At 31.4% G+C, this 26,391-nt stretch carries 19 protein-coding genes and 1 riboswitch; of the genes, 15 read left to right on the forward strand and 4 right to left on the reverse strand.

What is annotated here, in order from left to right; genetic code table 11:
• Positions 1–420: 420 nt before the first annotated feature.
• Entirely contained in the window at positions 421–834 is a 414-nt protein-coding gene (locus tag GXK57_RS24995; protein ID WP_160680740.1) for a MerR family transcriptional regulator, read from the forward strand.
• A 2-nt stretch (positions 835–836) separates the two neighbouring features.
• Entirely contained in the window at positions 837–2,282 is a 1,446-nt protein-coding gene (locus GXK57_RS25000; RefSeq protein WP_160680741.1) for an MFS transporter, read from the forward strand.
• Positions 2,283–2,371: 89 nt separating this feature from the next.
• On the opposite strand, the gene GXK57_RS25005 is transcribed toward GXK57_RS25000, so the two are convergent.
• Together GXK57_RS25005 and GXK57_RS25010 are read right to left on the reverse strand one after the other, a co-directional pair.
• Positions 2,372–3,907: a methyl-accepting chemotaxis protein gene (locus tag GXK57_RS25005; protein ID WP_160680742.1), complete on the reverse strand. Its 1,536-nt coding sequence runs from the start codon at positions 3,905–3,907 to the stop codon at positions 2,372–2,374.
• Between the two features lie 25 nt (positions 3,908–3,932).
• Positions 3,933–4,937, reverse strand: a complete 1,005-nt coding sequence (locus GXK57_RS25010; RefSeq protein ID WP_160680743.1) for a 3-oxoacyl-[acyl-carrier-protein] synthase III C-terminal domain-containing protein — start codon at positions 4,935–4,937, stop codon at positions 3,933–3,935.
• A gap of 74 nt (positions 4,938–5,011) precedes the next feature.
• Positions 5,012–5,091, reverse strand: a riboswitch (cyclic di-GMP riboswitch).
• A gap of 763 nt (positions 5,092–5,854) precedes the next feature.
• On the opposite strand from GXK57_RS25010, the gene fusA reads away from it, so the two are divergent.
• From fusA to GXK57_RS25070, 13 genes are all read left to right on the forward strand, one after another.
• Complete coding sequence (gene fusA / locus GXK57_RS25015) at positions 5,855–7,954, forward strand: elongation factor G (RefSeq protein ID WP_160680744.1); 2,100 nt, start codon at positions 5,855–5,857, stop codon at positions 7,952–7,954.
• A 344-nt stretch (positions 7,955–8,298) separates the two neighbouring features.
• On the forward strand, positions 8,299–8,535 hold the full coding sequence (locus GXK57_RS25020; RefSeq protein ID WP_160680745.1) for a hypothetical protein: 237 nt from the start codon (positions 8,299–8,301) through the stop codon (positions 8,533–8,535).
• 190 nt (positions 8,536–8,725) lie between these two features.
• Entirely contained in the window at positions 8,726–9,673 is a 948-nt protein-coding gene (locus GXK57_RS25025; protein WP_160680746.1) for an ROK family protein, read from the forward strand.
• Positions 9,674–10,067: 394 nt separating this feature from the next.
• Positions 10,068–10,208, forward strand: coding sequence for a hypothetical protein (locus tag GXK57_RS26440; RefSeq protein ID WP_164880687.1), 141 nt, complete (start codon positions 10,068–10,070; stop codon positions 10,206–10,208).
• 452 nt (positions 10,209–10,660) lie between these two features.
• A complete protein-coding gene (metH, locus tag GXK57_RS25030) occupies positions 10,661–14,332 on the forward strand; it encodes a methionine synthase (protein ID WP_160680747.1) in 3,672 nt (1,223 codons plus the stop codon).
• A 44-nt stretch (positions 14,333–14,376) separates the two neighbouring features.
• Positions 14,377–15,621, forward strand: coding sequence for a competence/damage-inducible protein A (locus tag GXK57_RS25035; protein WP_160680748.1), 1,245 nt, complete (start codon positions 14,377–14,379; stop codon positions 15,619–15,621).
• Positions 15,622–15,875: 254 nt separating this feature from the next.
• Positions 15,876–16,832 carry a type II CAAX endopeptidase family protein gene (locus tag GXK57_RS25040; RefSeq protein WP_160680749.1) on the forward strand — a complete coding sequence of 319 codons (957 nt, stop codon included), beginning with the start codon at positions 15,876–15,878 and terminating at the stop codon, positions 16,830–16,832.
• A 315-nt stretch (positions 16,833–17,147) separates the two neighbouring features.
• Positions 17,148–18,197, forward strand: a complete 1,050-nt coding sequence (locus GXK57_RS25045; protein WP_160680750.1) for an ABC transporter substrate-binding protein — start codon at positions 17,148–17,150, stop codon at positions 18,195–18,197.
• Positions 18,198–18,726: 529 nt separating this feature from the next.
• Positions 18,727–20,283: an ABC-F family ATP-binding cassette domain-containing protein gene (locus GXK57_RS25050; RefSeq protein ID WP_160680751.1), complete on the forward strand. Its 1,557-nt coding sequence runs from the start codon at positions 18,727–18,729 to the stop codon at positions 20,281–20,283.
• A gap of 233 nt (positions 20,284–20,516) precedes the next feature.
• Positions 20,517–21,113: a hypothetical protein gene (locus GXK57_RS25055; RefSeq protein WP_160680752.1), complete on the forward strand. Its 597-nt coding sequence runs from the start codon at positions 20,517–20,519 to the stop codon at positions 21,111–21,113.
• A 357-nt stretch (positions 21,114–21,470) separates the two neighbouring features.
• Entirely contained in the window at positions 21,471–21,965 is a 495-nt protein-coding gene (locus GXK57_RS25060) for a hypothetical protein (protein ID WP_160680753.1), read from the forward strand.
• Positions 21,966–22,151: 186 nt separating this feature from the next.
• Positions 22,152–22,826, forward strand: coding sequence for a metallophosphoesterase (locus GXK57_RS25065; RefSeq protein ID WP_160680754.1), 675 nt, complete (start codon positions 22,152–22,154; stop codon positions 22,824–22,826).
• Between the two features lie 357 nt (positions 22,827–23,183).
• Positions 23,184–23,378, forward strand: a complete 195-nt coding sequence (locus tag GXK57_RS25070; RefSeq protein ID WP_160680755.1) for a hypothetical protein — start codon at positions 23,184–23,186, stop codon at positions 23,376–23,378.
• Between the two features lie 710 nt (positions 23,379–24,088).
• Here GXK57_RS25070 and GXK57_RS25075 read toward each other — a convergent pair.
• The gene (locus tag GXK57_RS25075) at positions 24,089–24,517 is read right to left on the reverse strand and encodes a hypothetical protein (RefSeq protein WP_160680756.1); all 429 of its coding nucleotides are present in this window, start codon (positions 24,515–24,517) and stop codon (positions 24,089–24,091) included.
• Positions 24,518–24,655: 138 nt separating this feature from the next.
• The coding region (locus GXK57_RS25080; RefSeq protein ID WP_207710241.1) for a hypothetical protein at positions 24,656–26,391 on the reverse strand (1,736 nt) is incomplete at its 5' end.

Consider the following 26,391-nt stretch of genomic DNA (forward strand, 5'->3'; position numbering starts at 1 on the left):
CACTCGGCTGTTAACCGATAGGTTGGAGGTTCGAGCCCTCTTCGCGGAGCCATTTGTACATAACGCCAGTATAACTGGCGTTTTTTTGCTGTTTAAAGAAATAAAAAATTTTATTAGTTGATCCTGAGTGTTATGAATGATTTAGAATAAATAGTTGGAATGAACAGTAAAATAGGTTTGTAAATTAGTTTGTGAAATTACCCACATAGAAAACTAATAATTTGTTGATAACTACCTTATTAATACAGAAGTTGTGGATAATTAAAATATCTATTAAGCTATCTTAACTTAGAGGCTATAAGGTATTAGCTTAATAATATAAGCATATTACATAAGTAAACGATTTGTTCAGATTTATGACCATACCATAACATTGACGTTAAGGTTATGGTATATTAGAATTATAACGGAGGCGATAGCATGGATCAAAAATACTATCAGATAGATGAAGTTTCAAAGATAACTGGATTAACCAAAAGAACCATAAGATATTATGAAGATATGGAGTTGTTTATACCTTCTTCAAGGACTGATTCAGGTTACAGACTTTATAGTGATGAAGATATAAGTACTATAAATGAGATAAAAGATCTTAGAGCCAAATTAGGTTTAACTATAATAGAAGTTAAGCAAATATTAGGCTTGAGAAAGAATCTTAATAAAATTTGGAATAATGAAGTTAGTGATCCTCTGTATATAAATGAAGCCTTGAATAAGCTTAGTTCATTGATAGAAACTATAGATGAAAGAGAGAAGGTATTAAGAAGAGTAAAAGATAATTGTAGCAAGAGTCTAGAAAAATTAAATGCACTATTAGATAGGAAAGAGGAATAGAAATGAAAAAGGATAATTATAAATGGATAGCATTATCATGTACTACAATTGGTGCGTTGATATCTGTTATGAGTGGTAGTACTCTTATGATAGCATTACCAATCATTATGAAGGATTTAAATGCTGGAATGGGTATAGTTACATGGATCCTTATGGGATATATGCTAGTTCTTACTATACTAGTGCCTTCAATAGGAAGAATTGCAGATATGGTAGGCAGAAAGAAATTGTATGTTAGTGGGTTTGCTGTATTTACAGTAGCATCTCTTTTGTGTGGGCTTTCGCAAAGTGGAGTAATGCTTCTTGTGTTTAGGTTAATACAAGGAGTAGGTGGTTCTTTAATGGTAGCCAATAGTACAGCAATAGTAACAGATGCATTTCCTAAGAAAGAATTAGGAAGAGCTTTAGGAATAAACAGTATGATCATAAGTGTTGCTAGTGTTATAGGACCTATATTAGGTGGATTCCTAGTCAACTTTGGATGGAGAAGTATATTTTATATAAATATTCCTATAGGTATCGTCGGAACCTTGTGGGCTGCAATTCAGCTGAAAGAGGTTTCTAATTTACCAGAAAAACAAAAGTTTGATTTTAAGGGAACAATAGTATTTACTTTAGGAATGTTATCCTTGTTAATAGCTTTAACTTTAGGTAGTTTTTCAGGTTGGTTAAATATGAATGTAATAGTACTTATAGTTGCTGCAATAATATTGATAGCTCTATTTGTAAATATAGAGAGCAAAATAAAATATCCTATGTTGGATATGAGATTATTTAAAAATAGAATATTAGCATTTGCATATGCCAGTAACTTCTTTAATGGAATAGCTAGAGGAGCTGTGACATTTTTGTTGGTTTTCTACTTCCAAGGTATAAAGGGAATAGATCCGATAATAGCAGGTATGTTACTTACACCACTTGCAATATCTATGATGTTAATTTCCCCTATAAGTGGAATATTGTCAGATAAGTATGGATCAAGAGCTTTGAGTTCTGTTGGACTTGGGATATCTGCTCTAGGATTGCTTGGATTTATGTTTATAAAAGAGAATTCCTCTATGACTTCTCTTGTAATATCAATGCTGGTAATGGGATTAGGATCAGGATTGTTCTTCTCTCCTAACACAAATTCCATAATGGGATCAGTACCTGCAGATAAAAGAGGGGTTGCAGCTGGTGTTAGAACTATGTTAAATAATGCTGGAACAGTTTTAAGTATAGCACTTTCAATGGCTATTATAGCATCTAGCGTATCTCCTGAAGCGATGCAAGCACTTTTTGTAGGTACACAAGTAGGTGCAGAAGGTATCGCAATAGGTAAGTTTATAGGTGGGTTAAGACTAGCGTTTACAATATCTTTCATCTTTAGTGTAATAGCTGCAATCTTATCCTACTTAAGAGGACCAGAAGTAAAGTGGGAAGAAAATGTTGAAGAATCAGCGGCATAAGCTTCTATATTAATTTAAAGAAATAAAAAATAGGCTGTTAATTATATTTATAATTGACAGCCTATTCTTACTTTATAAAAATAGTTAGTTTATTTATTAGTTAATTTATTCATTTGTTTAGCTAAATCTCTTAAATATTCCGAGCTAGCTGCTATTTCTTCTCCTACAGCGGCATTTTGATTTAGGGAGTCAGAGACTAATTTAAATTTATCTATAGTATCCTCTGTTAATTTAGTAATATTAGAGTTGAATTCAACTACATTTTCAGTTTCCATAATCATCGATGAAGTTAAGCTACTTATACTACTTATATTTTCATTAGATATCTTAAGCTTGTTTGCCATAGTTGATACATTTTCAACAGCAGTAATAAGTATAGTGTTACCACTAGATATCTGTGAATTATTTTCTGTCATAAGAGATTCAACTTCTTTTATTTTATCTTTAAGTTCACTTAGGATAGCGCCTATATCAGTTAAGGAATTTCTACTATCTTCAGCAAGAGTTCTAACTTCATCAGCGACTACAGCAAAACCTTTACCTAGCTCACCAGCTCTTGCTGCTTCGATTGATGCATTTAGAGCTAATAAATTAGTCTGTTCTGAGATATCACTTATAATACCTATTATATTATCTATCTCAGCTGATTTTTGTTCTAATACTTTGGAAGCTTCAAAGGTATTATTTATTCTTATACTTATATTATTAATTATTTTTAATGCTTCATTTAAGGAAGTTGTATTTTGATTTGATAAAGAAATAATATCATTTGAGAATATTTTTGTGTTCTCAACTTTATCAGATACATTCTTATTTATATTAAGTAAATTATTAAGAATAGCCTTATTTCTTTCAGATTTATCTAACATAGTATTAGAATCATTATTTATCTCGTTGCTTGTAACGGCAATATACTGTAATGATTTTGCTTCTTGTTCAACAGCAGTTGAAAGAGTTGTACTTGAGTTTAGAAGCATATCTGAAAATTCACCTAGCTGAGAAAATAACTTTGAGATGTGATCATTTTTCTCTTTTAGAGTTCTTTCATTGGCAGCTATGTCTTTAAATAGCTTAGATGCGAAGTATGTAAAAATATATATTGCGAAAGATGTAAGAGATATAACAATTATTCTAATAAGTATTTCTCGCAAAAATACTTTTTCATCCGGTAGAAGCTTTGAATCGTTTAAAAATATATAAACCTGAGATAATATACTAAGTGCAATTGATACTAAAGTTAATTTACTATCAAACAATAGAGCACTGAGAAGTATAAAGTAAAATACAATTATCCATAATTCTTTAGAAGGGACCATTCTTGTAAGATAAAGATAGTTAATATAACATATAACCACTAATGCACCTTTTAGAAATTGTAGGCCTTTATTCCATGATTTTTCATCCTTCAGTGCATATTTATAACCAAATCTAAATATCATAACCTCGATAAAAGTCATAGCTAATAATATTAATAGTGAAGTCCAACTTATTTCTGAATATAAGTTCAGAGCTTTCATAGACATAAACACTATACCTGCTAATAAGGCACTAATAGAATAAATTATTAATACAAATTTTAAAGTTTTTTTCTGAAAGTCAATAATACTGTTTGATAAAGCTTCCATTTTTATCCCCCTGTTTATAATTAAATTACCACTTGTAGATTAGAGAAGCCATAGTGTATCCTGCTGCTACAGAACAAAAGACAAGTATATCATTTGCTTTGAAATCATCTATAGATAGCATGTCATCTAAAGCTATAATCGGGCTTGCACATCCAGTGTAGCCGTACTTGTCTCCGTTGAAGATAGCTTTGGATCTATCAACACCAAGTTTAGCCAAAGTCTCATATAGGTCATGCTTAGAAAATTGGGATATGAAGTAATGACTAACATCCTTAGGTGTAAGGTAATGGTCGGCCAAGTGAGTAGTCATAAGCTTGGACCATTCGTCTGAAAGAAAACTAAAATCAAAAGGGTCCCATCTTAATCTTCTATCATAATTTGAAGTTTTCTCATCAGTTATTTTTGATAAACCGCAACTAGGAAATCTAATATTTTTATTATAGCTGTCATCTGTAAAGACTCTAGATCCAAGGAAGCCTCTTTCTTCTTCTTCCTCTACAACCTCAAGAATTATAGCAGCTGCTCCATCAGATATACCTTGGTAAGTAACTAAATCATCTTCTCGTGAAAATGGAGTCATGTTCATAGAGCCAACTACAAGGATCCTTTTATATTTGATGTCTGTCTTTAAATACCTCGAAGCGACATCTATTGCTGTCAGCATACCTATACAGTCATTATTCATATCAAAGACATTAGTAACATTTTTAGCTTCAAGACTATTTTTTATAATTAGTGCGCAACAAGGTGTAAGGTACTCTGGGGTATCTGATACGGATATTATAGCATCTATATCTAAAGCACTAAGATTAGCCTTCGCTAAAGCATTCTTAGCAGCTTCTACCGACATAGTTATACTTGTTTCTTCTTCGGAAGCTAGGGTCCTTCTATTTCTACCCATCTTCTCCATCATTCCAATAGCGTGAGCTTCAGTACCGAATTTTTTAAAGTGATCTATATAGTAATCATTATATAGAACCTTTTCAGGATGATAACTTCCTACTCCCATAATTATTACGTTTTTAACCATATTATCTCCTCCATATTATATATAGATAAATAAAAAGAATGAACAAGCAAAAAAAGGTTCATCCTTAATATAAACTTAGCAACCTGGCAATCATAAAAAAATTAGACCCATAGCTTTGCGTCCTTACCTTTCGATAAGTTTGCTTTTATTTAAGTATAAACAGATAATATTGAGTTTGAATGAAAAATTTAATTAAATAATAACTATTTTACCAAACTTTCATATTACTGTACACTATAATATGAATAAATTGCAGAAAAATAACAAAAAGTTAAAAAAGTGGGCGAATAATAAGTGAAACAATAAAAAGATAATTAGATACAATAAGAAGGAATAGAATATAACATTTAGGATATGATGTAAATATAGTTATTTTGTGAAAGAATAATTTTCAGAATTTTCAAAAATAAAGAAGGATAAGAATTTATTATAGAGAATATTATTTAATATAATATTCTAAAATTTAATGAATACATTTATTATATATACTATTCTATGTGAAGATCAACAATCTAAATGAGCGGCTTTTTTTAGTTCTTTATAAAGAAAGATGCACACTTCATATCAAAACTGATTTTAAAGCTTCTATAGACTATTATAAGGGGTTTTGAAAAGAAAAATTTTATTAATGAGGTGTACACCTATATATCCATATCTGTTCTTTTATGTTTATCATCAATACATTTTATCTCTAGGATTTGTAGACTTATTTCAGCAATCTTTAGCTGATTAATATTTTTACTCAACTTGCAGCTATAACCTCAAAATACAACTTATACTTCCAAAGGCTTGTAACTGCGATGTCGGTAGAAATATTAACTATAGCTTCTTAAAATATATAGCTAAAGTCTAAATTTTTATGGAAGGTAGGTGAATGTCTTAACTTTATCTAAAATTATAGAGTTAAGATGAAATGTATGAAAGACTATAAAACCAATAATCTAAGAAATGTAGGTATAATTGGGCACAGTTCATCTGGAAAGACTGCGCTGTCTGAAGCTTTGTTATATTGTACTAAAACCATAGATAGATTAGGTAAGATAGAGGAAGGAACAACAGTAAGTGATTATGATGTGGAAGAAAAGAAGAGAGGAATATCCTTATCAACTTCAGTTATTCCTTTAGAATGCAACGATAAAAAGATCAATCTAGTTGATATGCCGGGATATTTTGATTTTATAGGAGAAGAAATACAGGGAATAAGAGCTGTTGATGTAGCAATGATAGTGGTTTGCGGTGCTGCAGGTATTCAGGTAGGTACGGAGAAAGCTTGGGAATATTGTAATAAAGCTAAGTTACCAAGAGCATTTTATATAAATAAGTTAGATAGAGAGAATTCTAATTATGATCAAGTTCTTATGAACCTTAAAGATAAGTTCGGAATTACAGTTGTACCTATACAATACCCTATAGGTAAGGAGAGCGACTTTAATGGTGTAATCGATATAATTAAGAGAAAAGCTCATATTTATGATAAAAAATCTAAAAAGGTAGAGATAACTGATATACCTATAGAGTTATTGGATAAGGTTGAAGAATGCAAACAGATGATAATGGAGGCAGTAGCTGAAACTGATGAAGAACTCTTAGATAAGTATTTTAGTGAGGGAGAATTAAGTGATGAGGAGGTTTACAAGGGGCTAATTAAAGGATGTACAACTGGAGATATAGCGCCAGTTATGTGTGGAAGTTCCTTAGAAGTAATGGGTATGGATTTACTCATTGAGGATATCATAGAATGTTTTCCTTCTCCTGATAAAATAACAATAAGTAGTTTGCAAAATTTAAATGATAATAATTATGAAAAAGTTAGAATTACCGATAATGCACCTTTTTCAGCATTTATATTTAAGACCATAGCTGATCCATTTGTAGGTAAGCTTTCTATATTTAGAGTTTTAACAGGTAAGGCAATGTCAGACTCAACAGTATATAATTCATCTAAAGAAAAAATAGAGAAGATGAGCAATTTATACTTTTTAAGGGGAAAGAATCAGTTAGCTACAAAAGAAGTTATTGCAGGGGATATAGGCGCTGTGGCAAAGCTTCAATACACTGCTACAGGAGATACCCTTTGCGATAGTAATTATAAGGTCATATATGAGCCTATGATATTTCCAGAGCCAGTTATGTCTATGGCAGTGCTTCCAAAGAGTAAGGGTGATGAAGATAAGATATCCTCAGCTCTAGGAAAGCTCTTGGAAGAAGATCCAACCTTTAAGATATCAAGAGATATAGAAAATGCTGAAACTATAATTTCTGGAGTAGGTGAAACTCATCTGGAAGTCATTGCTTCCAAGTTAAAGAATAAGTTTGGAGCAGAAGTAGTACTTCAAAGCCCTAAGGTTCCATATAGAGAAACTATAAAGGGCATAGCAGATATACAAGGAAAGCATAAAAAACAATCTGGTGGACATGGACAGTACGGAGATGTAAAGATTAAGTTTGAACCTAGAAGTGATTATAATGATGAACTGCAATTTGTAGATCAAGTTGTTGGAGGAGTTGTGCCAAGAAATTATATTCCAGCGGTAGAAAAAGGTTTAAGAGAATGCATACAACATGGTGTATTAGCTGGATACCCAGTTATAAGACTAAAAGCAACCTTACATGATGGAAGCTATCACCCAGTAGATTCTTCTGAAATGGCATTTAAGATAGCTGCTTCACTAGCTTATAAGAAAGGTATGGAGATAGCAAAACCAATATTGTTGGAACCAATAATGCATTTAGAAGTTACGGTTCCTGGTGAGTATATGGGAGATGTTATTGGAGATATAAATAAGAAAAGAGGAAGAGTTCTTGGTATGGAGCCAGTAGAAGGAATGGAAATGGTAACCGCTGAGGTTCCTATGTCTGAGATGTTTAAATATGCCACTGATCTTCGTTCCTTATCACAAGCAAGAGGTAGTTTTAGAGCTACCTTTGAAAGGTATGAAGAAGTTCCTCCGGTAGAAGCTGAAAAGATAATAGAAAATGCTAGGAAGCTAAAGGACATTAAGAACGAAGCTTTGTAAGAATACAATAATATCACTTGAAAAATTGCTAATGAAAGCCGTTAGCAATTTTTTATTCTTTATGAATTTATATTTTAGATAAAGCTGTAGATAAATATGTATAGACGGATTAAATGTGGATATTGGAGAAAGAATAAAAAAGACAAATTATGTCGCCTGCCAGATTTTTCTCATATGCATTCGGAAAGGCAGATGCGCAAAAAAGCTCACTGAAGAAGATCGCTTCAGCGACTTTTTTATTCTTTATGAATTTATTAAAATTCATTCTTTATTTATGTAATGAGGAATATTAATTCTATTTTTATCTATACTAATAGTAAAAACTTATATCTAGGGGGTCAAAGATGTCAGACTATAGAATGGATATCAGAGGAAGTATTGGACTTAGCGATTACAGCAATATTTATGATTATATTGGAGTTGTGGATAATAAGGATAATTTCACCATAACAGTTGATAATGAAGGAAATGATAGTATAAGAGTTATATGTAAGATGTTATCAGATAATGATTTTTATATAAAAGATCAGGGATATGATGATCAAGGTAGGTATTATATAAACGCATATAAGAATGAATAGTATGGAAATAATAGAATAGCTTTTTAGTATAATATCTTCAATATTTACAATAATGTAATTTAAATTTAGGAAAAAGTTATAAATATTATTAGCAAATTAAATATAGAATATAATTAATTATATATATGCTATAATAAGGTTGTAAATTCATAAAAAGGTATGTTTTATTTTAGGATGTGGGGGGAAAATAATGAGTAACTATGTTATAGGTATAGACCTAGGTGGAACCAAAATAAGTACAGCTTTGTCAGACTTTGATGGAAACGTTATAAGCCAATCAATAATCGCAACTGATGCCCATGAGGGCGAAATAGCAGTACTTGGAAGAATAATCAAGACTGTAGAAGATGTAATGGAAAATGGTAAGGTAACTATTGAAGAAGTAAAGGCCATCGGTATAGGTTCTCCTGGGCCATTAAATGCAAAAACTGGTATTATAATAACTACACCAAATCTTCCATTTAAGAACTTTGATTTGGTATCACCTATTAGAGAAAAGTTTCAAGTTCCAGTATATCTAGATAATGATGCAAACGTTGCAGCTATAGGTGAGTTTATGTTTGGAGCTGGAAAAGGAACTGAAAATATGGTTTACTTTACAGTTAGTACTGGAGTAGGTGGAGGAGCAGTTCTAAATGGAAAAATCTACAGAGGAAATACAAGTAATGCTCTTGAAATAGGACATGCTACAGTAGCTCCAGATGGACCAAGATGTAATTGTGGAAACATAGGATGTCTAGAAGCTGTTTCTTCAGGAACTGCTATTGGAAAAAGAGGTAAAGAGGCTTTAGAAAGTAAAGTTGAAACTTCTCTTAGAAAGTATAAAACTGTAACTTCAGCTGAAGTATTTGCAGAAGCAGCTGCTGGAGATCAAGTAGCTAAGGACATAATAGATACAGCATTAAACTATCTTGGTATAGGTGTAGCTAATGCTATATCCATATTTGATCCTGAGATGATCATTATAGGTGGAGGAGTATCAAAGGCTGGAAAGATTGTTTTTGATAAGGTTCAAGAAGTTGTAAATATAAGATGCTTCAAAAATATGGCTGAAGCATGCAAGATAGTTCCTGCAGGTCTTGGCACAGATGCTGGAGTTATAGGAGCAGTAGCATTAGCTATAATGGAAAGTAAGTAGAAATTAGAGACATAAAAAAATCAAAAATCGCATTTAGAAGTTGAAACCATGCATATAGGTAAGTGACCTTATATGCATGGTTTTTTACTGTTAAGGAAAGCATAAAATTCTTTGTTATATCAACTTAATAATTTTAAGATTTATAGCAGTTATTTAGGATAAATAGCTCCTGTAAGTCTTATTATCTGCTAGCTTTTTCAATATACATACAGAAAGGCAGATGGTTTGTAAAGCTATCTGGATAATGTGGTTTTATCACCTTTTTTACTTTTCAAAAATACAGCTTTAGTAATTTAGTTTAAAAATACTATGAATATTTGGATAAGAAAGTACATAAATTAATGAATGTAGAGAGGGACAAAGTTCTACTAAAGAAAAGAAGGAGTGATAAACTATGCCAAAGGATAGCCAGATGGACAACAAGTTAACCAGAAAACTTAAATCAAATTGGGACACAGCACTAACTGATGAAGAACCTAAGAATAGTAATAGAAATAGGAAAAGATTATCTGTAAAGCAAGGCACAGGGCAATAAATTCTTTTTTCTCATACATAGCTTACTTTGAATATTTTTAAATAACTACTTAACAAAAACTTTTATGGTTTTTATTTGTATCCCTTCTCACAAATAAAAGCTGTCTGATTCTCTATGTAAGCATTGAGAAAAGGAATTTTTCAAATACTGCTCATCGTAATGATATTTACGATGAGCAGCTTTATTTATTGCTAAAAAATATATATTAGATAATTCTGTTGATAAATATGATTGTGTCCGTTAAGTGGATATATATGAGAAAGAATAAAAGATAAAATTATGTCTCCTGCCAGAATTTCTTCAAATACGTTCAGAAAAGGCACATGCGCAAAAAATATATTTAAGTTTAGTTAAAGTTGGAATATACATACATAGTTCTGTATGATATTTAAGTATTATAGTATAATAGCTATATATATAAGATACAATAATAAGATTATTTGGAGGTAGCAATGAGGGGGCAATTATTCGAAAATAATAAGTTTATAGAGAGTCTAAAAGAAAAAATCTTAGTTCTTGATGGGGCAATGGGAACTATGATACAGGCTTATAAGCTTAGGGAAGAGGACTTTAGAGGAAATCTGTTTAAGGATTCAGCCATAGAGCAAAAAGGTAATAATGATATACTTGTTCTAACTCAGCCGGAGATAATAAAGAGTATACATAAAGCCTATTTGGAAGCTGGGGCAGATATAATAGAAACAAATACCTTTAATAGCAATGTCATATCTCAAGAGGACTACGGACAACAAGAATTAGTATACGATCTTAATTATAATGGGGCAAAGATAGCAAGGGAAGTAGCTGATAGTTTATCAACGGAGACAAATCTAAAGTTCGTGGCAGGTTCTATAGGACCAACCAATAAGACCTTATCAATGTCACCAGATGTTGAAAATCCATCTTTTAGAAGTGTTTCTTTTGAACAGGTAGTCGATTCTTATAAGGTTCAAATACAAGGATTAATCGATGGAGGAGTTGATGTACTTCTTATAGAGACTATATTTGATCACTTAAATGCTAGGGCGGCATTAGTTGCTGCTGAGTCAGTATTTAGTGAAAATAATAAGCAAGTTCCTATAATGCTTTCAGGTACTATAAACGATAGAGGTGGTAGACTTTTATCCGGTCAGACTTTAGAAGCCTTCACTGCTTCTATGAGAAGTGACTATGTTATATCCATAGGTCTTAATTGTTCCTTTGGGGCAAAAGAACTTATACCATTCGTAAAAGAATTAGCTAAGAGAGAAGCTTTATATATATCGTTATATCCAAATGCCGGATTGCCTAATATACTTGGAGAGTATGATGAAACTCCAGAAATAACTTGTAGTTATTTAAAGGAGCTATTTGAGGATAAGTGCTTAAATATAGTTGGAGGATGCTGTGGAACAACTCCAGAGCATATAAAAGCCATAAGTTCTCTAGCTAAGCAATATGAACCAAGGATATTATCTATAGTAGATAAGGTTAGTACTTACGCAGGACTAGAACTATTAGAGGCAAGAGAAGAAAATAACTTTATCAATATAGGTGAAAGGTTAAATGTTGCTGGATCAGCTAAGTTTGCTAGATTAATAAGAGAAAAGAAATATGATGAAGCCCTAGTTATAGCTAGAGAGCAAGTTGAAAATGGAGCACAGGTACTTGATATAAACTTTGATGACGGGTTGCTTGATGGAAAAGAGGAAATGTCACATTTTCTAAGACTTCTTGCATCTGAACCAGAGATTGCCTGTAAACCTGTAATGATAGATTCTTCTAGATGGGAAGTTATACTTGAAGGATTAAAGTCTATTGGTGGAAAGTGTATAGTAAACTCCATTTCACTAAAAGAAGGAGAAGAGGAGTTTATAAAAAGAGCTTCTACAATAAAGAGTTTTGGAGCTGCAGCTGTTATAATGGCCTTTGACGAAAAAGGGCAGGCTGACAATCTTGATAGAAAGATTCAAATATGTAAAAGAGCCTATGACATATTAACGGAGAAGGTAGGATTTCCAGCTGAGGATATAATTTTTGACCCTAATATACTAGCTATAGCAACTGGTATCGATGAGCATGATAACTATGCTTTAGATTTTATAAATGCTACAAAGTGGATCAAGGAAAACCTTCCCCATGCTAAGGTTTCTGGGGGAGTATCAAACTTAAGTTTTTCCTTTAGAGGAAACAACTTTGTAAGAGAAATGATGCATTCCGTATTCCTATATCATGCTATAAAGTCAGGTATGGATATGGGGATAGTTAACCCTGGAATGATAAGGATATATGATGATATACCTAAGGATGCATTACAGTTAGTTGAAGACGTGGTGCTAAATAGAAGATCTGGTGCTAAAGAAGAACTATTAGAGTTTGCTGATAAGCATAGAAATAACGAAGATAAGCAAGATGAGAAGGTAAAGCTTTGGAGAACTGATGCTATAGAAAAAAGATTAAGTTACTCTATAGTAAAAGGAATCAGTGAGTATCTTGAAGAGGACTTAAAAGGAGCTCTATCAATAAGTCAGAAGGCTCTTAATATTATTGAAGGACCACTTATGGACGGTATGAAGATAGTGGGAGATCTATTTGGAGACGGAAAGATGTTCCTTCCACAGGTGGTTAAATCAGCTAGAGTTATGAAAAAAGCTGTGGAGATATTACTTCCTTATATAAGACAAGACAACTCTGAAGCACAAAACAAGGCCGGAAAGATACTGTTAGCTACAGTGAAAGGCGATGTTCACGATATAGGTAAGAATATAGTTGGGGTAGTATTAGGCTGCAATAATTTTGAAATAATAGATTTAGGGGTTATGGTTCCTTGTGAAGAGATATTGAGAGTAGCTAAGGAACAAAAGGTTGACGCTATAGGGCTAAGTGGTCTTATTACGCCTTCTCTTGAGGAGATGGCTCATGTGGCAGAAGAGATGGAAAAGCAAGGTCTTGATATACCTTTATTAATTGGCGGTGCTACAACTTCTAAGATCCATACGGCCTTAAAGATAGCACCTAACTATAGTAAAGGTGTTATATATGGAGGAGATGCTTCAAAGACAGTAGAAATTATGAAAGAGCTTATGAAGGATAAGGCAGCCTATTTGGAGAATATAAATAATGAGTATAAAGATATAAGGGATAACTATAAACAGCTATCCACTACAGAAAATATACCTTTAGAGCAAGCTAGAAATAATAAATTCAACATTAATTGGGACGAGGAAGCAATAGATGTTCCAGAATTCCTAGGAGTAAAAGAAGTTAAATATACAGTTAAAGAGTTAAGAGAATATATAGATTGGACTTTCTTTTTCATTGCTTGGGAGATGAAGAAAACTTATCCTGAAATACTTGAGGATAAGTTATATGGAGAAGAAGCTAAGAAGCTATTTGAAGAAGCTAACAGTATGCTTGATGAACTGGAAGAAAACAATAAGATATATCCTAGAGGAGTATTTGGAATATTTAAGTGCAATGCAACTGGAGATGACGTTGTTTTATACGATGAAGCTGGTAAAGAAGTTGAGACTTTTAATTTCCTTCGTCAACAAAAGAAGCTTAAGGAAGAAAGGTATATGTGCTTATCAGACTTTATAGCTCCAAAAGAAAGTGGAAAAACTGACTATATAGGAAGCTTTTTAGTCACTGCAGGTACTGAAGTTTATAAGTATGAAGAGGAACTTAAAAAAGATGGAGAGGATTTTAAAGCCATAATGCTTAAGTTATTATGTGATAGACTAGCAGAAGCAGCAGCAGAAAAGCTCCACGAAGACATAAGAAAAGTTTATTGGGGTTATGATAAGCAAGAGAATATTACTAAAAAGGAACTATTCCAAGCTAAGTATAGAGGGATAAGACCAGCCTTTGGATACCCTTCATTAAAGGATCAAAAGCAGATTGAAAAAGCTTTTACAATCTTAAAAGCTGCTGATAGAACAGGAGCTAAACTAACTGAAAGTTATATGATGGATCCAGTAGCTTCTGTATGCGGGTTGTATTTTGGATCTAAGCATTCAAAGTACTTTGATTCCTTTAAGTTCTCAAGGGATCAAATAGTGGATTACTGCAGCAGAACTAAAGAACCAATAAAGGCAGTAGAAAAGAGATTAAATAATTACTTGCATGGAAAGTATAGTGAATAAGCCCTTTAAGAGTAATAGATAACAAAAAAGAAAGAAGGAGAAACATGAAAGCAGAAATAATTTCCGTAGGAACAGAACTGTTATTAGGTGATATAGTAAATACCAATGCTCAGTTTTTAGCTAAGGAACTGGCTGCTATTGGAATAGAGGTTTACCATCAAACAGTAGTTGGAGATAATGAGGAAAGGATGCTTAAAGCCTTTAGCGATGCCTTTGACAACTGCGATTTGATAGTTGCTACAGGAGGCCTTGGGCCAACTCCAGATGATTTAACCAAGGAAACTGCTGCTAAGTTCTTTGGTCAGGAATTAGTTGTCCACCAGGAGTCATGGAAGTTCATAGAAGCTTATTTTAATAAAAACGGTAGGGCTATGGAAGGAAGTAATGCTAAGCAGGCTTATTTTCCAAAGGATGCAGTAGTTCTTCCTAATCCTAATGGCACAGCCCCAGGTGCAGTATTAAAGAAAGATAACAAGATGATAGTAGTTCTTCCAGGACCACCTAAAGAAATGAAACCTATGTTTATAGATCATGTGATACCTTATCTTAAGCAATATACTAATACGGTTTTAGTATCTAAGGTTTTAAGAATCTTTGGCATAGGAGAAGGATTTATGGCTGAAGAAATCGGGGATATAATAAATGGGCAGACCAATCCAACTGTAGCTCCTTATGCCAAGGAAATAGATGTAACTCTTAGAATAACTGCTAAGGCTAAAGATGAAGAAGAAGCTAAAAATTTAATAAAGCCTGTTGAAGACAAGATAAGAGAAAAGCTTGGAGACAATATATATGGTGAAGGTGAAACAACTTTGGAGCACGTGGTAGCAGAGCTTCTTGTTAGGAATAATCTTACTATAGCTACAGCAGAATCCTGTACAGGAGGTCTTGTGGCAGCAAACCTAATAAATTATCCAGGTATATCTGAAGTTTTTTTAGAAGGTGCAGTAACTTATTCTAATGAAAGCAAGATGAAAAGGCTGGGAGTTAAAGCGGAAACCTTAGCTAAGTATGGAGCCGTAAGTGAAGAGACTGCAAGAGAAATGGCAGAAGGTATAGCTAAAGCCGCAGGTACAAAGGTTGGTATATCTACAACAGGAATAGCTGGACCTGGTGGTGGTACTGATGACAAACCAGTAGGTTTAGTATATATGGGGCTATATATAGACGGCAATACCTTGGTAAGAAAGTTTAACTTCCAAGGATCAAGAGAAAAAGTTAGACAAAGGGCCATGATGAATGCCTTAGACTGGCTTAGAAGAGAATTACTGAATAGAAATTATGTTTAAGTAATATAAGATTCATAGAAGAATCAATAGTACACTGTCATATTGTGCTGATAAATAAAATAAAAATTCCTCTTTAAGTTAGGAAAACCATCACTAAAAGAGGAATTTTCTATATTAAATAAAATGGGGGAGAGGCAATTTAATATAAAAGTTATCTACACTAATAATTGTCTCCCGAAACTAAAAAAATATACACACTTAAAAAATAAATATAAAGTATTTAGGTATATAAATTAAATGGTAAGGAGAGATTTATGAAACCAGTATTTAAGTCGAATTTGTATTTCTTTATAGTTTTACTAATATCTATGGTAGGCCCATATATTATAAGAAAGCCACTTATGGCTCTAGGATTAAATTATGGGGAGTTGCTAATGACTGTCCATGCACTATTCTTCCTTGTGCCTGCGGTAGTATATGTTGTGATAACAAAGGCTTCTGTAAAAGAAACCTTTAGATTTAATAAGATTAGTGGTAAGGAGATCGGTTATGCAGTACTAATAGCGATTTTATCTCAACCGGTTATGACTCTTTTTTCACTTATAACTTCATTTTTCTTTGATAACGATGTTGCGAAAGCTATGAACGTTATGAGAGATTTACCTTATTGGATGATGCTTTTAGTTGTAGCAGTTACACCAGCTATAACAGAAGAAATAACCATGAGAGGTATAGTACTTTCAGGATATAACAATAAGAGTAAGCTAAAGGCTTCATTAATGATAGGTTTATTATTTGGGATATTCCATTTGAATGGACAGCAGTTCCTTTATGCAGCTGCCTTAGGTGCACTTTTTGCATATATGGTTAGAGTAACTAACAGCATATTTGTATCCATGATATGCCACTTTACTGTGAATGGTATTCAGGTTACAATGCAAGCTTTACTTGCACCTTTTACAAAGCTTGCAGCAGCAAACCAACAAAATTACTCATTAAGGCAATTACCATTAAATCAAAAGTTAAATACAGTACTTACTTTTGGGTTTATTGCACTTATATTTGCAGCTTTAGTTTCTATATGTATTAAGAAGTTAAAGGAAGCAGCAGAGCAAAGAGGTGTTGTGGACAGCTATGATTTAGCTATAGCAGCAGATGTTAGAACAGCTGGATTTGATGGAGATGTAGCTTTAGAAAAAGACAATATAATAAACATACCATTTATAGCTACAGTAATTATTTATTTAGTATATATGATATTTATTGCATAGAACCAGATATGATTTTCTTATATGTTAAGGCTGAAGAAGAATATTGATATTAATTAATAACTTAAATCATGCACAGATGGGATAAATCCTACCTTGTGCATGATTTTTTACTTTTTAGTAAAGTGTAGAATTTCTTGCTATGTAGGCCTAGTAGTATCTAGTGTTTGGAACAGCTTGTTATGTAAGCAGCAAGTTCCTTTATTGATTTTTATCTACAGTTCTTTTACAAGTTTTGTTTAAATATGATAAAGTATGTGGTAAAATAATCAAGTGCTTGTGAGAATGATTATTAATATATACAGGAGGGTGAAACCGATGAAATATAAGTATAAAATAATTACTATTTTATTTACCATAATAGTAGCTTTTTCTTTTACAGCTTGCAGTAGCAAGAAGGAGCAGAAGATTTTAGATGTATTTAACTGGGGAGAGAACATAGATGAAGGGCTTATAAAGGAGTTCGAAAATAAATATGACATAAAAATAAACTATAATACCTACGATACAAATGAATTTATGTATCAGGCTGTAAAGTCGGGAAAAACAAACTATGATATAGTAGTACCTTCAGATTACATGGTTGAAAAGATGATAAAAGAAAACCTGTTACAAAAGCTAGACTTTAACAATATATCTAACATGGATAAAATCGACTCAGATTATTTGAATAGACCTTTTGATCCTGGTAACAAATATTCTGTTCCTTATATGTCTGGAACCATAGGAATAATATATAACACAAACTTAGTTAAGGAACCAGTAGATTCTTGGAATATTCTTTGGGACACAAAATATAAAGGAGAAATCTTTATGCTTGATGCCCAAAGAGATGCCTTAGGGGTATCCTTGAAGAGGCTCGGATATTCTTTAAATACAACGGATAAAAGTGAAATAAACAAAGCAAAGGAAGAGCTTATAAAACAAAAGCCCTTAGTAAGAGCATATGTTGATGATGAAGTAAAGGATAGAATGGTAGCAGGTGAAGGTAAACTGGCAGTAATTTGGTCAGGAGAGGGTTTAAATCTACAAGATAAGTATCCATATCTAAAGTATATAGTACCTAAGGAAGGGGCTAACTTCTGGGTTGATTCTTTAGCAGTTCCAAAGGGAGCAAAGCATAAAAAAGAAGCGGAAATGTTTATAAACTTCTTATGCGAAAAAGATCCTTCTCTAAGAAATGCTGCAGAAGTTGGTTATACAACACCTCAAAAGGAAGCAAAAGAGGCACAAGCTGATAAGATCAAGAATAATAAAAATGCATACCTTCCTAAGGAAGTGCTAGCTAAGTGCGAAAATTATAGAGATTTAGGAGAACAACTAAAATTATACGATGAGGCTTGGCTAGAGGTTAAGTCTGCAAAATAGTATTCTACCCATAGGATGTACATTTCATAGCAAAGTTTATCTTCTCAGAGCATCATTTCGCAATTCTGAGAAGCTTCAAAAGTAATTTTTGTAATAAAAGGTGCATCTTTATATAGTTAGAAGACCTTCTACATAAGCTTTAGTTTAGGTAGAAGGTCTTTTTACTATAATAGTAAGAATTTCTTTTGACAACAAGCCGTTTGATACTTTAAAATATTCATGGTATTATAAAAAATTATATTATAGTGAAGTTTGATTTTATACCTTTATTTAAAGGAACTGATTTTAGTATTATTAATAAAGGCCATTAAAAATAAACAATTAATATTATAAATTATTTATATTCCTTACTAGTATTAATAAATATGCTGGATTAAATATAACATTAAGTATTTTTAACGTTATAAGAATATAAAAATATATAATTATATGATTAAATAAATATAACAATTTAAAAAGTTAAGAAGTTAAGAAGTTATTGGAAACATGCGGGTTTAAACGAGAATATATAAGGAAGAGGAGAATAATAATGAGTATACTTACAGTTAAAAATCTTAGCCACGGTTTTGGTGATAGAGCTATATTTGAAGATGTATCCTTTAGACTACTTAAGGGAGAGCATATAGGTTTTATCGGTGCCAATGGTGAAGGTAAATCAACGTTTATGAATATAATAACTGGGAAGCTTATGCCTGATGAAGGAAAAGTTGAGTGGAGCAATAGAGTGAGAGTTGGCTATATGGATCAGCACGCAGTACTTCAGAGCGGACAAACGATAAGAGATATCTTAAGAGGAGCTTTTCAATATTTGTTTGATGCAGAAGCTGAAATGAATGAACTTTATGGAAAAATGGGAGAGGTTAGCGAAGACGAACTTAATTCAATGTTGGAAAGAACAGCAGTAATTCAGGATATGTTGGATAATAATGGATTTTATGTTATTGATGCTAAGATTGAAGAGACGGCTAAGGGGTTAGGTCTTTTAGATGTTGGTCTAGATAAAGATGTTACCAATTTAAGTGGAGGACAAAGAACAAAGGTATTACTTGCTAAGCTTCTTTTAGAAACTCCAGATATATTACTTTTAGACGAGCCTACTAACTATTTAGATGAAGCTCATATTGAATGGCTTAAAAGATTTTTAAATTCCTATGAAAATGCTTTTATACTAATATCTCACGATATTCCATTTTTAAACTCGGTAATCAATCTAATATATCATGTAGAAAATAAGCAGCTTAACAGATATGTTGGTAATTACGAGGAGTTTGAAAGAATATATGAGGCGAAGAAGAAACAATTAGAGCAAGCTTACGAAAGACAACAGGCTGAAATAGCGAGATTAGAAGATTTTGTTGCTAGAAATAAGGCTAATGTAGCGACTGCAAACATGGCTAAATCTAGACAGAAGAAACTTGATAAAATTGATAGAATTGAATTAAGTCAAGAGAAACCAAAACCAACCTTTAACTTTAAGACAGCTAGAGCTTCTGGAAAAGTAATTTTCGAAACAAAAGACTTAGTTATAGGTTATGACCACCCACTTACAAAGCCTCTTAATCTTTATATGGAAAGAGGTCAAAAAATTGCTTTAGTTGGGTCTAATGGATTAGGAAAAACTACTCTTCTTAAGAGTTTAATGGGGCAAATCAAGCCTATAAGTGGAGAAGTTACTCTTGGAGACTATCAGTATATTGGATACTTCGAGCAAGAAAGCAGAGAAGGAAATACGAATACTTGCATTGAAGAATTTTGGCAGGAGTTCCCTGGATATACTCAATATGAAGTACGTGCTGCTCTTGCAAAGTGCGGATTAACTACAAAGCACATAGAAAGCATGGTAATGGTACTTTCAGGGGGAGAAGCTGCTAAGGTTAGATTAGCTAAACTAATAAATAATGAAACTAATATATTGATACTGGATGAGCCTACAAACCACTTAGATGTAGATGCAAAGGATGAGCTTAAGAGGGCTTTAAAAGAATATAAAGGAACTATATTATTAGTTTGCCACGAACCTGAGTTTTATCATGATGTAGTGACTGAGATTTGGAATTGTGAAGAGTGGACAACAAAGATATATTAGGATGTGTGATGAAAATCCTTGAGGCTAGCAGCTTCAAGGATTTTTCTTTTAGGAATTTATAGAAATATATTAGACAGATCATCATAATTTAAGAAAGGAAAAAGTTTAAGTTTTGGCTTAATAAGGAAATGTTAAATATTGGTTGTTCATCATAGATTAGGTTATAATACCAGAGGAAATGGAACAGTTATCATGTAGTGTATAGATTAAGTAGAAAACAAAGGAGAAATATTATGAAAAAAACAGCAAAATTAATACTTTCAGCAACATTAGCATTATCATTAGGAGTAGCTTTAGTTGGTTGTAGTTGGAGCAATAAGACTAAAGAAACTACGAAGGTTGATACTTCAAGTGTTCCTAGTAAAGATGCAGAGGGAAAGAAAATAGCTGAGGATGATAAATCCACTATTGCAGAGACAGAAGAGGATAATGACAAAGTATCAAAAGTAGTTGGAGATCTATTAGGTGCATTTGCAACATATACTCCCCAAAATATCGAACAGCAATTAGCAAAGGTTGATAACTGTATGATGGATAGCAAGAGAGGTTTCTATGGAGATGAATCTAAAAAGAAGAAAGTCATAGAGACAGTCATCTCAAGTAATGAAACTGCTAATTTGGAGAGTTGGAATCCTACTAGTTTTGATTACAGAGGAACTGCTACTGATAAAACTACAGGCAAGACGTATTATGCTTGTATGGTAGAGCTACAAATGATATATTCAAGCACTACAGATGGACAACATGTGAAAAGAAATTACAAAATGATTCTTGGATATGATAAAGAAGCTAAACAGTGGAAAGTAATGAAAATGACATTGGTAGAGTAAGCAACAGTTTAACTGTTGCTTATTTTTATATCCGAATATATAACATAAGATAGTATGAGGTGGTATTAAAAAAAACAACAAGAAAGTTTGTTTTTTATTAATTATAGATAAATAGTAGTAATTGATAGAAACACTATGTTTTAATAAAAAAATATAGATTAATATATATTAGCGGGTTAGTTATAATAATTTCATAAAGTATCATTTTTGAGATAACTGATATTATAATTAGTACATTACAAATAAGTATTAGGCCAATAATAGTGGATTTAGGAAGTTCATCAATACAGCATGATAGATGCCTTAGATAATACATAAGATTAGATAGATAAAACATAATACATGGAGGAGTACGATATGGCAATAATTGATTATGGAACAGTTGTAAAGAAAAATGGTTTAATTATTCAAGGTGAAATGTTTATGGATATGCAAAAAGCTGTGGGTTTCACAATAGATAAACTGTATCATGCGGAGTCTGGAGGAACTATACAAATAAATGATAACTTCTTTGCATACATTGGTGATGAAGATCTGTTAGTTTGTATATATAAAACACAGTTGTTTTTAATCGCAGATAAAGAGATTAAAAAAGTTATTTGGTATGGCACTGATGAAAAGTACAATAAACTACCATACTCTAAATGTGCATTGCGATTTGAGTTTAAGGGGGTAAAATTCCACATAAAAAGGCTATTCGGTCATAATAGATATAAATTAAGATTTTGGTATAAAGGAGATTTATATGAATGTCTTTATGGCTATGGTGTAGATGTAAATAAGGATAAGTGGTATAACTTAAAGTCTAACGAAAGAAATTTTATACATCGTTGGTTTACAAGCAATGTCTAGTTTCATTTGAAGTGACACAATAATAGTCTATAAATGCAGAAGCATAAACGTATGTGCGTAGATGGAAAAGATGTATAGTTAACAACTGATAAGTAAGCATAAATTTACATATTCACATGACTTTAATAGAACTTAATGGTATTAAAATATTAGAGAATTCGTTTGGTATAAAATGGAGATAAGATAATGATATATATTACAGGTGATACACATATTCCAAATAACATACAAAGGTTAGATGTAAGTAGTTTTAAAGCACAGGAAAAAATGAGTAAGAATGATTATATTATTATCTGTGGTGATTTTGGCGGTGTATGGGATGGAAGTAGTGAAGAAATACAATGGCTTCAATTGATAGAAGAAAAAACTTTTACAACATTATTCGTAGACGGTAACCATGAGAACTTTGATTTATTGAACAAGTATGAGATCAAAGAATGGAATGGTGGGAAAGTTCATTTTATCAATGAAAGCATAATTCATCTGATGAGAGGTCAGGTTTATACTATTGATGGATTAAAATTCTTTACAATGGGGGGAGCTGAGTCCATAGATAAATACTTGAGAAAAGAAGGAGAGACTTGGTGGAAAGAAGAACTACCATCTAAGGAAGAATATGAGGAAGCTTTGGATAACTTAAGTAAAAGTAATTGGAAGGTTGATTACGTAATTACTCATACTGCTTCTAGGGAAATAATTAAGGAGTTAACTTATCTAGAAGAATGCAATGAATTAAATAGTTTCTTTAATATATTGGATAAAGAATTACAATTCAGACGATGGTATTTCGGCCATTTTCATAAAGATGTTGATTTTGAAAAACATTCTTTGGTTTACGAAAGGATAATAGAGATACATTAGATATAGATACCCATATAGTAAGAACATAAGAAGTAAAGTTTTTAACTTTGCTATTGCTTATGTGATTTATCCTAGTATCTATTATGGAATAAGGATTTATTGTATTTAGAATTTAGCATAATCTTAGCAATGGATGTTTGTTAGATAAGATATTGGGAGAAGCTTAGACCAAGATGGAAAGTTGTTCACGGTTATCATATTAACATTATGTTTGAAGCCAGTACTGGTATAACAAAAGTTCTTATAAAAGATTTCAAAACTAGAGAGACGATTTTTTATCTGAAATTTAGGATAATAATATATAATATGAAAACTAATTTGCAATATGTGTATATTATTTATTAAGGGAGAATAAGAATGGATTATAAATTTTGGCGTAATTTAAGAAAGAAAGAAAATAAGACAGATGAAGAAATATTACTATTAAAGTTACGTTATACTGTAATGATTATTGGTGAAATATTAGTTGATAATAGTAAACTGCATTGTACTGATGAAAAGGCATTAAAAGATATTAGAGACAGTATTGATAGCGTTGTAAATGAGTTATAGGAAAAGTAATATCAGTTTACAGAAGTTGGTGATGGTATATTACACAATATTACTAAAGTATGTATTCTAATAAAATAGGCAATCCTGTATGTGCATAGATATGAAGTAACTTTGATGATAATTACCCAAGTTTCATATGAACGAAACTTTAGTAATCCTATAGTAGAGTTTATAAAAAATAAATAAGGGATAATACCAAGCTTTTTGTTATAAGTTTATTGGGAGGAAAACTAATAAGGTAAGGTATTATACTGTGAATTATTTTAGCTTTACTAAAGAGCCTTAAACTCAAAATGAAAGAAGTAGAACATTCTATATACAAGAAACTTGTTACAACGATTATGTATATAATTACTAGCTGCTAGGCAACTAAGATATTAATGAAAAAAGCTAGCTCTAAGGATGTTTGACATGGAAACATCCCTAGACTAATCACAAATCAATTAATCAATAATGCGTTTTTATTCAGATAGTATAAGTCAGCTAATAGATATTTACAATAGTCTTTTTAGGCAAAGCAATAACTCGAATGACTCACATATGAGACTTGTCATAGATTGTTATGAAACAGGATTAATAACCAATGGTAAAAGTTTTGAATTAGCTAAAAAGGTTTTCTAGATGGAAAGAGAATCAAAGTGAGTGTCAGTTTTCAATAGCATTTACATGAAATTATGCTGGGACAGTAATTCTATCTTTATTGTGTGGCCTTATAGTGGACCTATCAATATCTCAAATTCGGTATCTCTAAATGTATTATTTATCAATTCTCTTACCATATTCAATGAAAGTCCTTCAAGTTTAAAAACAATAAGGGGTATTGCGAGGTGTTTTATATTCTCTAGCTGACAAGTTTCTTTCATATCACTAAATGTCAATTCGATAGTTTCATATGTTGTCTTTTCATAATATTTAGATTTTGTGATAAGATTAATCGTTTTGCCTATAATCCATGAAGTTCCTTTTTTTATATAAGTGCCACTTTCTTCTATAGATCTAAATTGTGATTTCAAGTTAAACTTTTTATCTAATTTTTCTGAAATAATTGTATCCATTTTATAATCTGCTGAGATACAGTGAACTAAGTAATACTTGGCATCCAATTCAAGCAGATTTAATTTCTTTTCTTGTAATATCATAACAAATCCTCCTTACCGATTAAATTGAAAAAACTAAAGTAATTATATTATTATGAAAAAGTGAGAAAAAAACAAAAAGTAACGTCAATATAAAATCTAATGTTTACTTTATAAATTTGAGTTCTAATAAAGTATTCTTTAAAAGTATTCAACAAGTTCTACTCCAGCTTCATTACAAATGCTACGTTTCAAGTTATCTTTAATGATCCAATCAATTTGATTATGATGGCAACCTTTTTGAACTTCTATAACCTTAATAACATTACCATTAAGGTCATATATACAAAAATCAACAATACATTTCTGTAGATACATAAAATCTTTTTCAGTGAATAAACTTACAAACTTATTTATGTACATTATTGTAGCAAGCTTAGCATTAGGTATTACTATAAAGTCAGGGCTGTTTTTTAAAATAGAATATAAGTTTATTTCGGCTGGAGAATTAAATAGATTAATTTTATTAAAGCAATCTTTTAAAGAAAAAGTTATTAAATTATTAATAATTGTTAAATTATATATGTAGTTATTAATATCAAGAGTATTTGTTGCATGTATGTTAAGATAAAAGTATTCAAAGCATAATTCAATTAAACTATCTTTAATTATTTTCTCAGTATTCTCTTTATTATTAATACTTTTTTGTAGTATTGCAATACTTTCAAGTCTGCCATCTGTATTATATATGTAATAACTGGAGTTTTGTTTAGGAATAACAATATAGTTAGCATATAAGTTTTTTAATGAAATAAATATATTCTTATCACAATTGATAAATATATTTTTTGTATTACTTGGTACTATATTAGTCTTAGGTGAGATAGATCTAGTATTAAGAAAGAAATTAGGGTTTAGAGTATATGTCTTCTCAATACAGCTATACTTATAAATATTTATATTTCTACAAAAGTTAATAGTGGCATTAGGTATATTTTTAAATGTCAAATTAAAGTTACTTGTTCTAAATTCTACTGGAAGATAGAATAACCTATAAAATTTAGTAAAATCTTTACCTGTAATTGTGGTATAGAATGTATTAAACAATTCTGCAGCGGTCTTATAGTTAAAATCCTCTAAGCTGTTTATAATTATTACTTTTGTAGCTGCTTCAATAGTTGGACTCCAGTCTCGTATATTATTATATGGGTAAATTATACCATGTGATTTCAAATTATTTAGCAATTCCTTCATGTAGTTTTTAGCTCTTTTACCTAGTATCTTTTCATTTAGTTTTATTACATAATTGGTAAGTTCATCAAAGTTTTTTGGTTTAAGGCTTAATAGTTCAAGTTCATCTCTTGTAATAATTGAATAGTAATAGTCGTGATCTTGTTTCATCTTATCATCAGATATGAACTTATTTTCATTTATATAATAATTTCTAGTACTGTTAATATAATCTATTATACTTAGTTTAGTTTTTTCTAAGTAACTCATAAATTCTTGCTTAAGTTTGATAAATACCTCCCTTTTTATGTTGTCGCATATGGAACAATTGCAATTTATAACACTGTAAGATTCAAAGTTATTTTCTTTATGGTTGCAATATTTGCAGATAAATGACATTTGGTTTGAGTGTGAATTTAATTTTGTTAGAAGACCTGTTTTTCTACATAATGGGCACTCATAATTTACAGTTACAGGATCAATCCATGATGAGAGGGTTTCCTTTCTATTTATTCCAAGAGTCATCTTCAACTTATTGAAGCTTATATCATGACACCAGTATAGATAGTTAATAACATATTTTAGAACCTCATCTGTTTTAATGTAGGTTTCCTCTATAAAAAATGTATTTATATTTTTAATAGAGCATGATTTTGTAAATGTTAATATGAAAGTGCATAAAAGTTCCAACATCAAAATGTAGGAAT

The sequence above is a fragment of the Clostridium sp. C8-1-8 genome (assembly GCF_009928445.1).
In the GTDB taxonomy this organism is placed as follows: Bacteria; Bacillota; Clostridia; order Clostridiales; family Clostridiaceae; genus Clostridium_AR.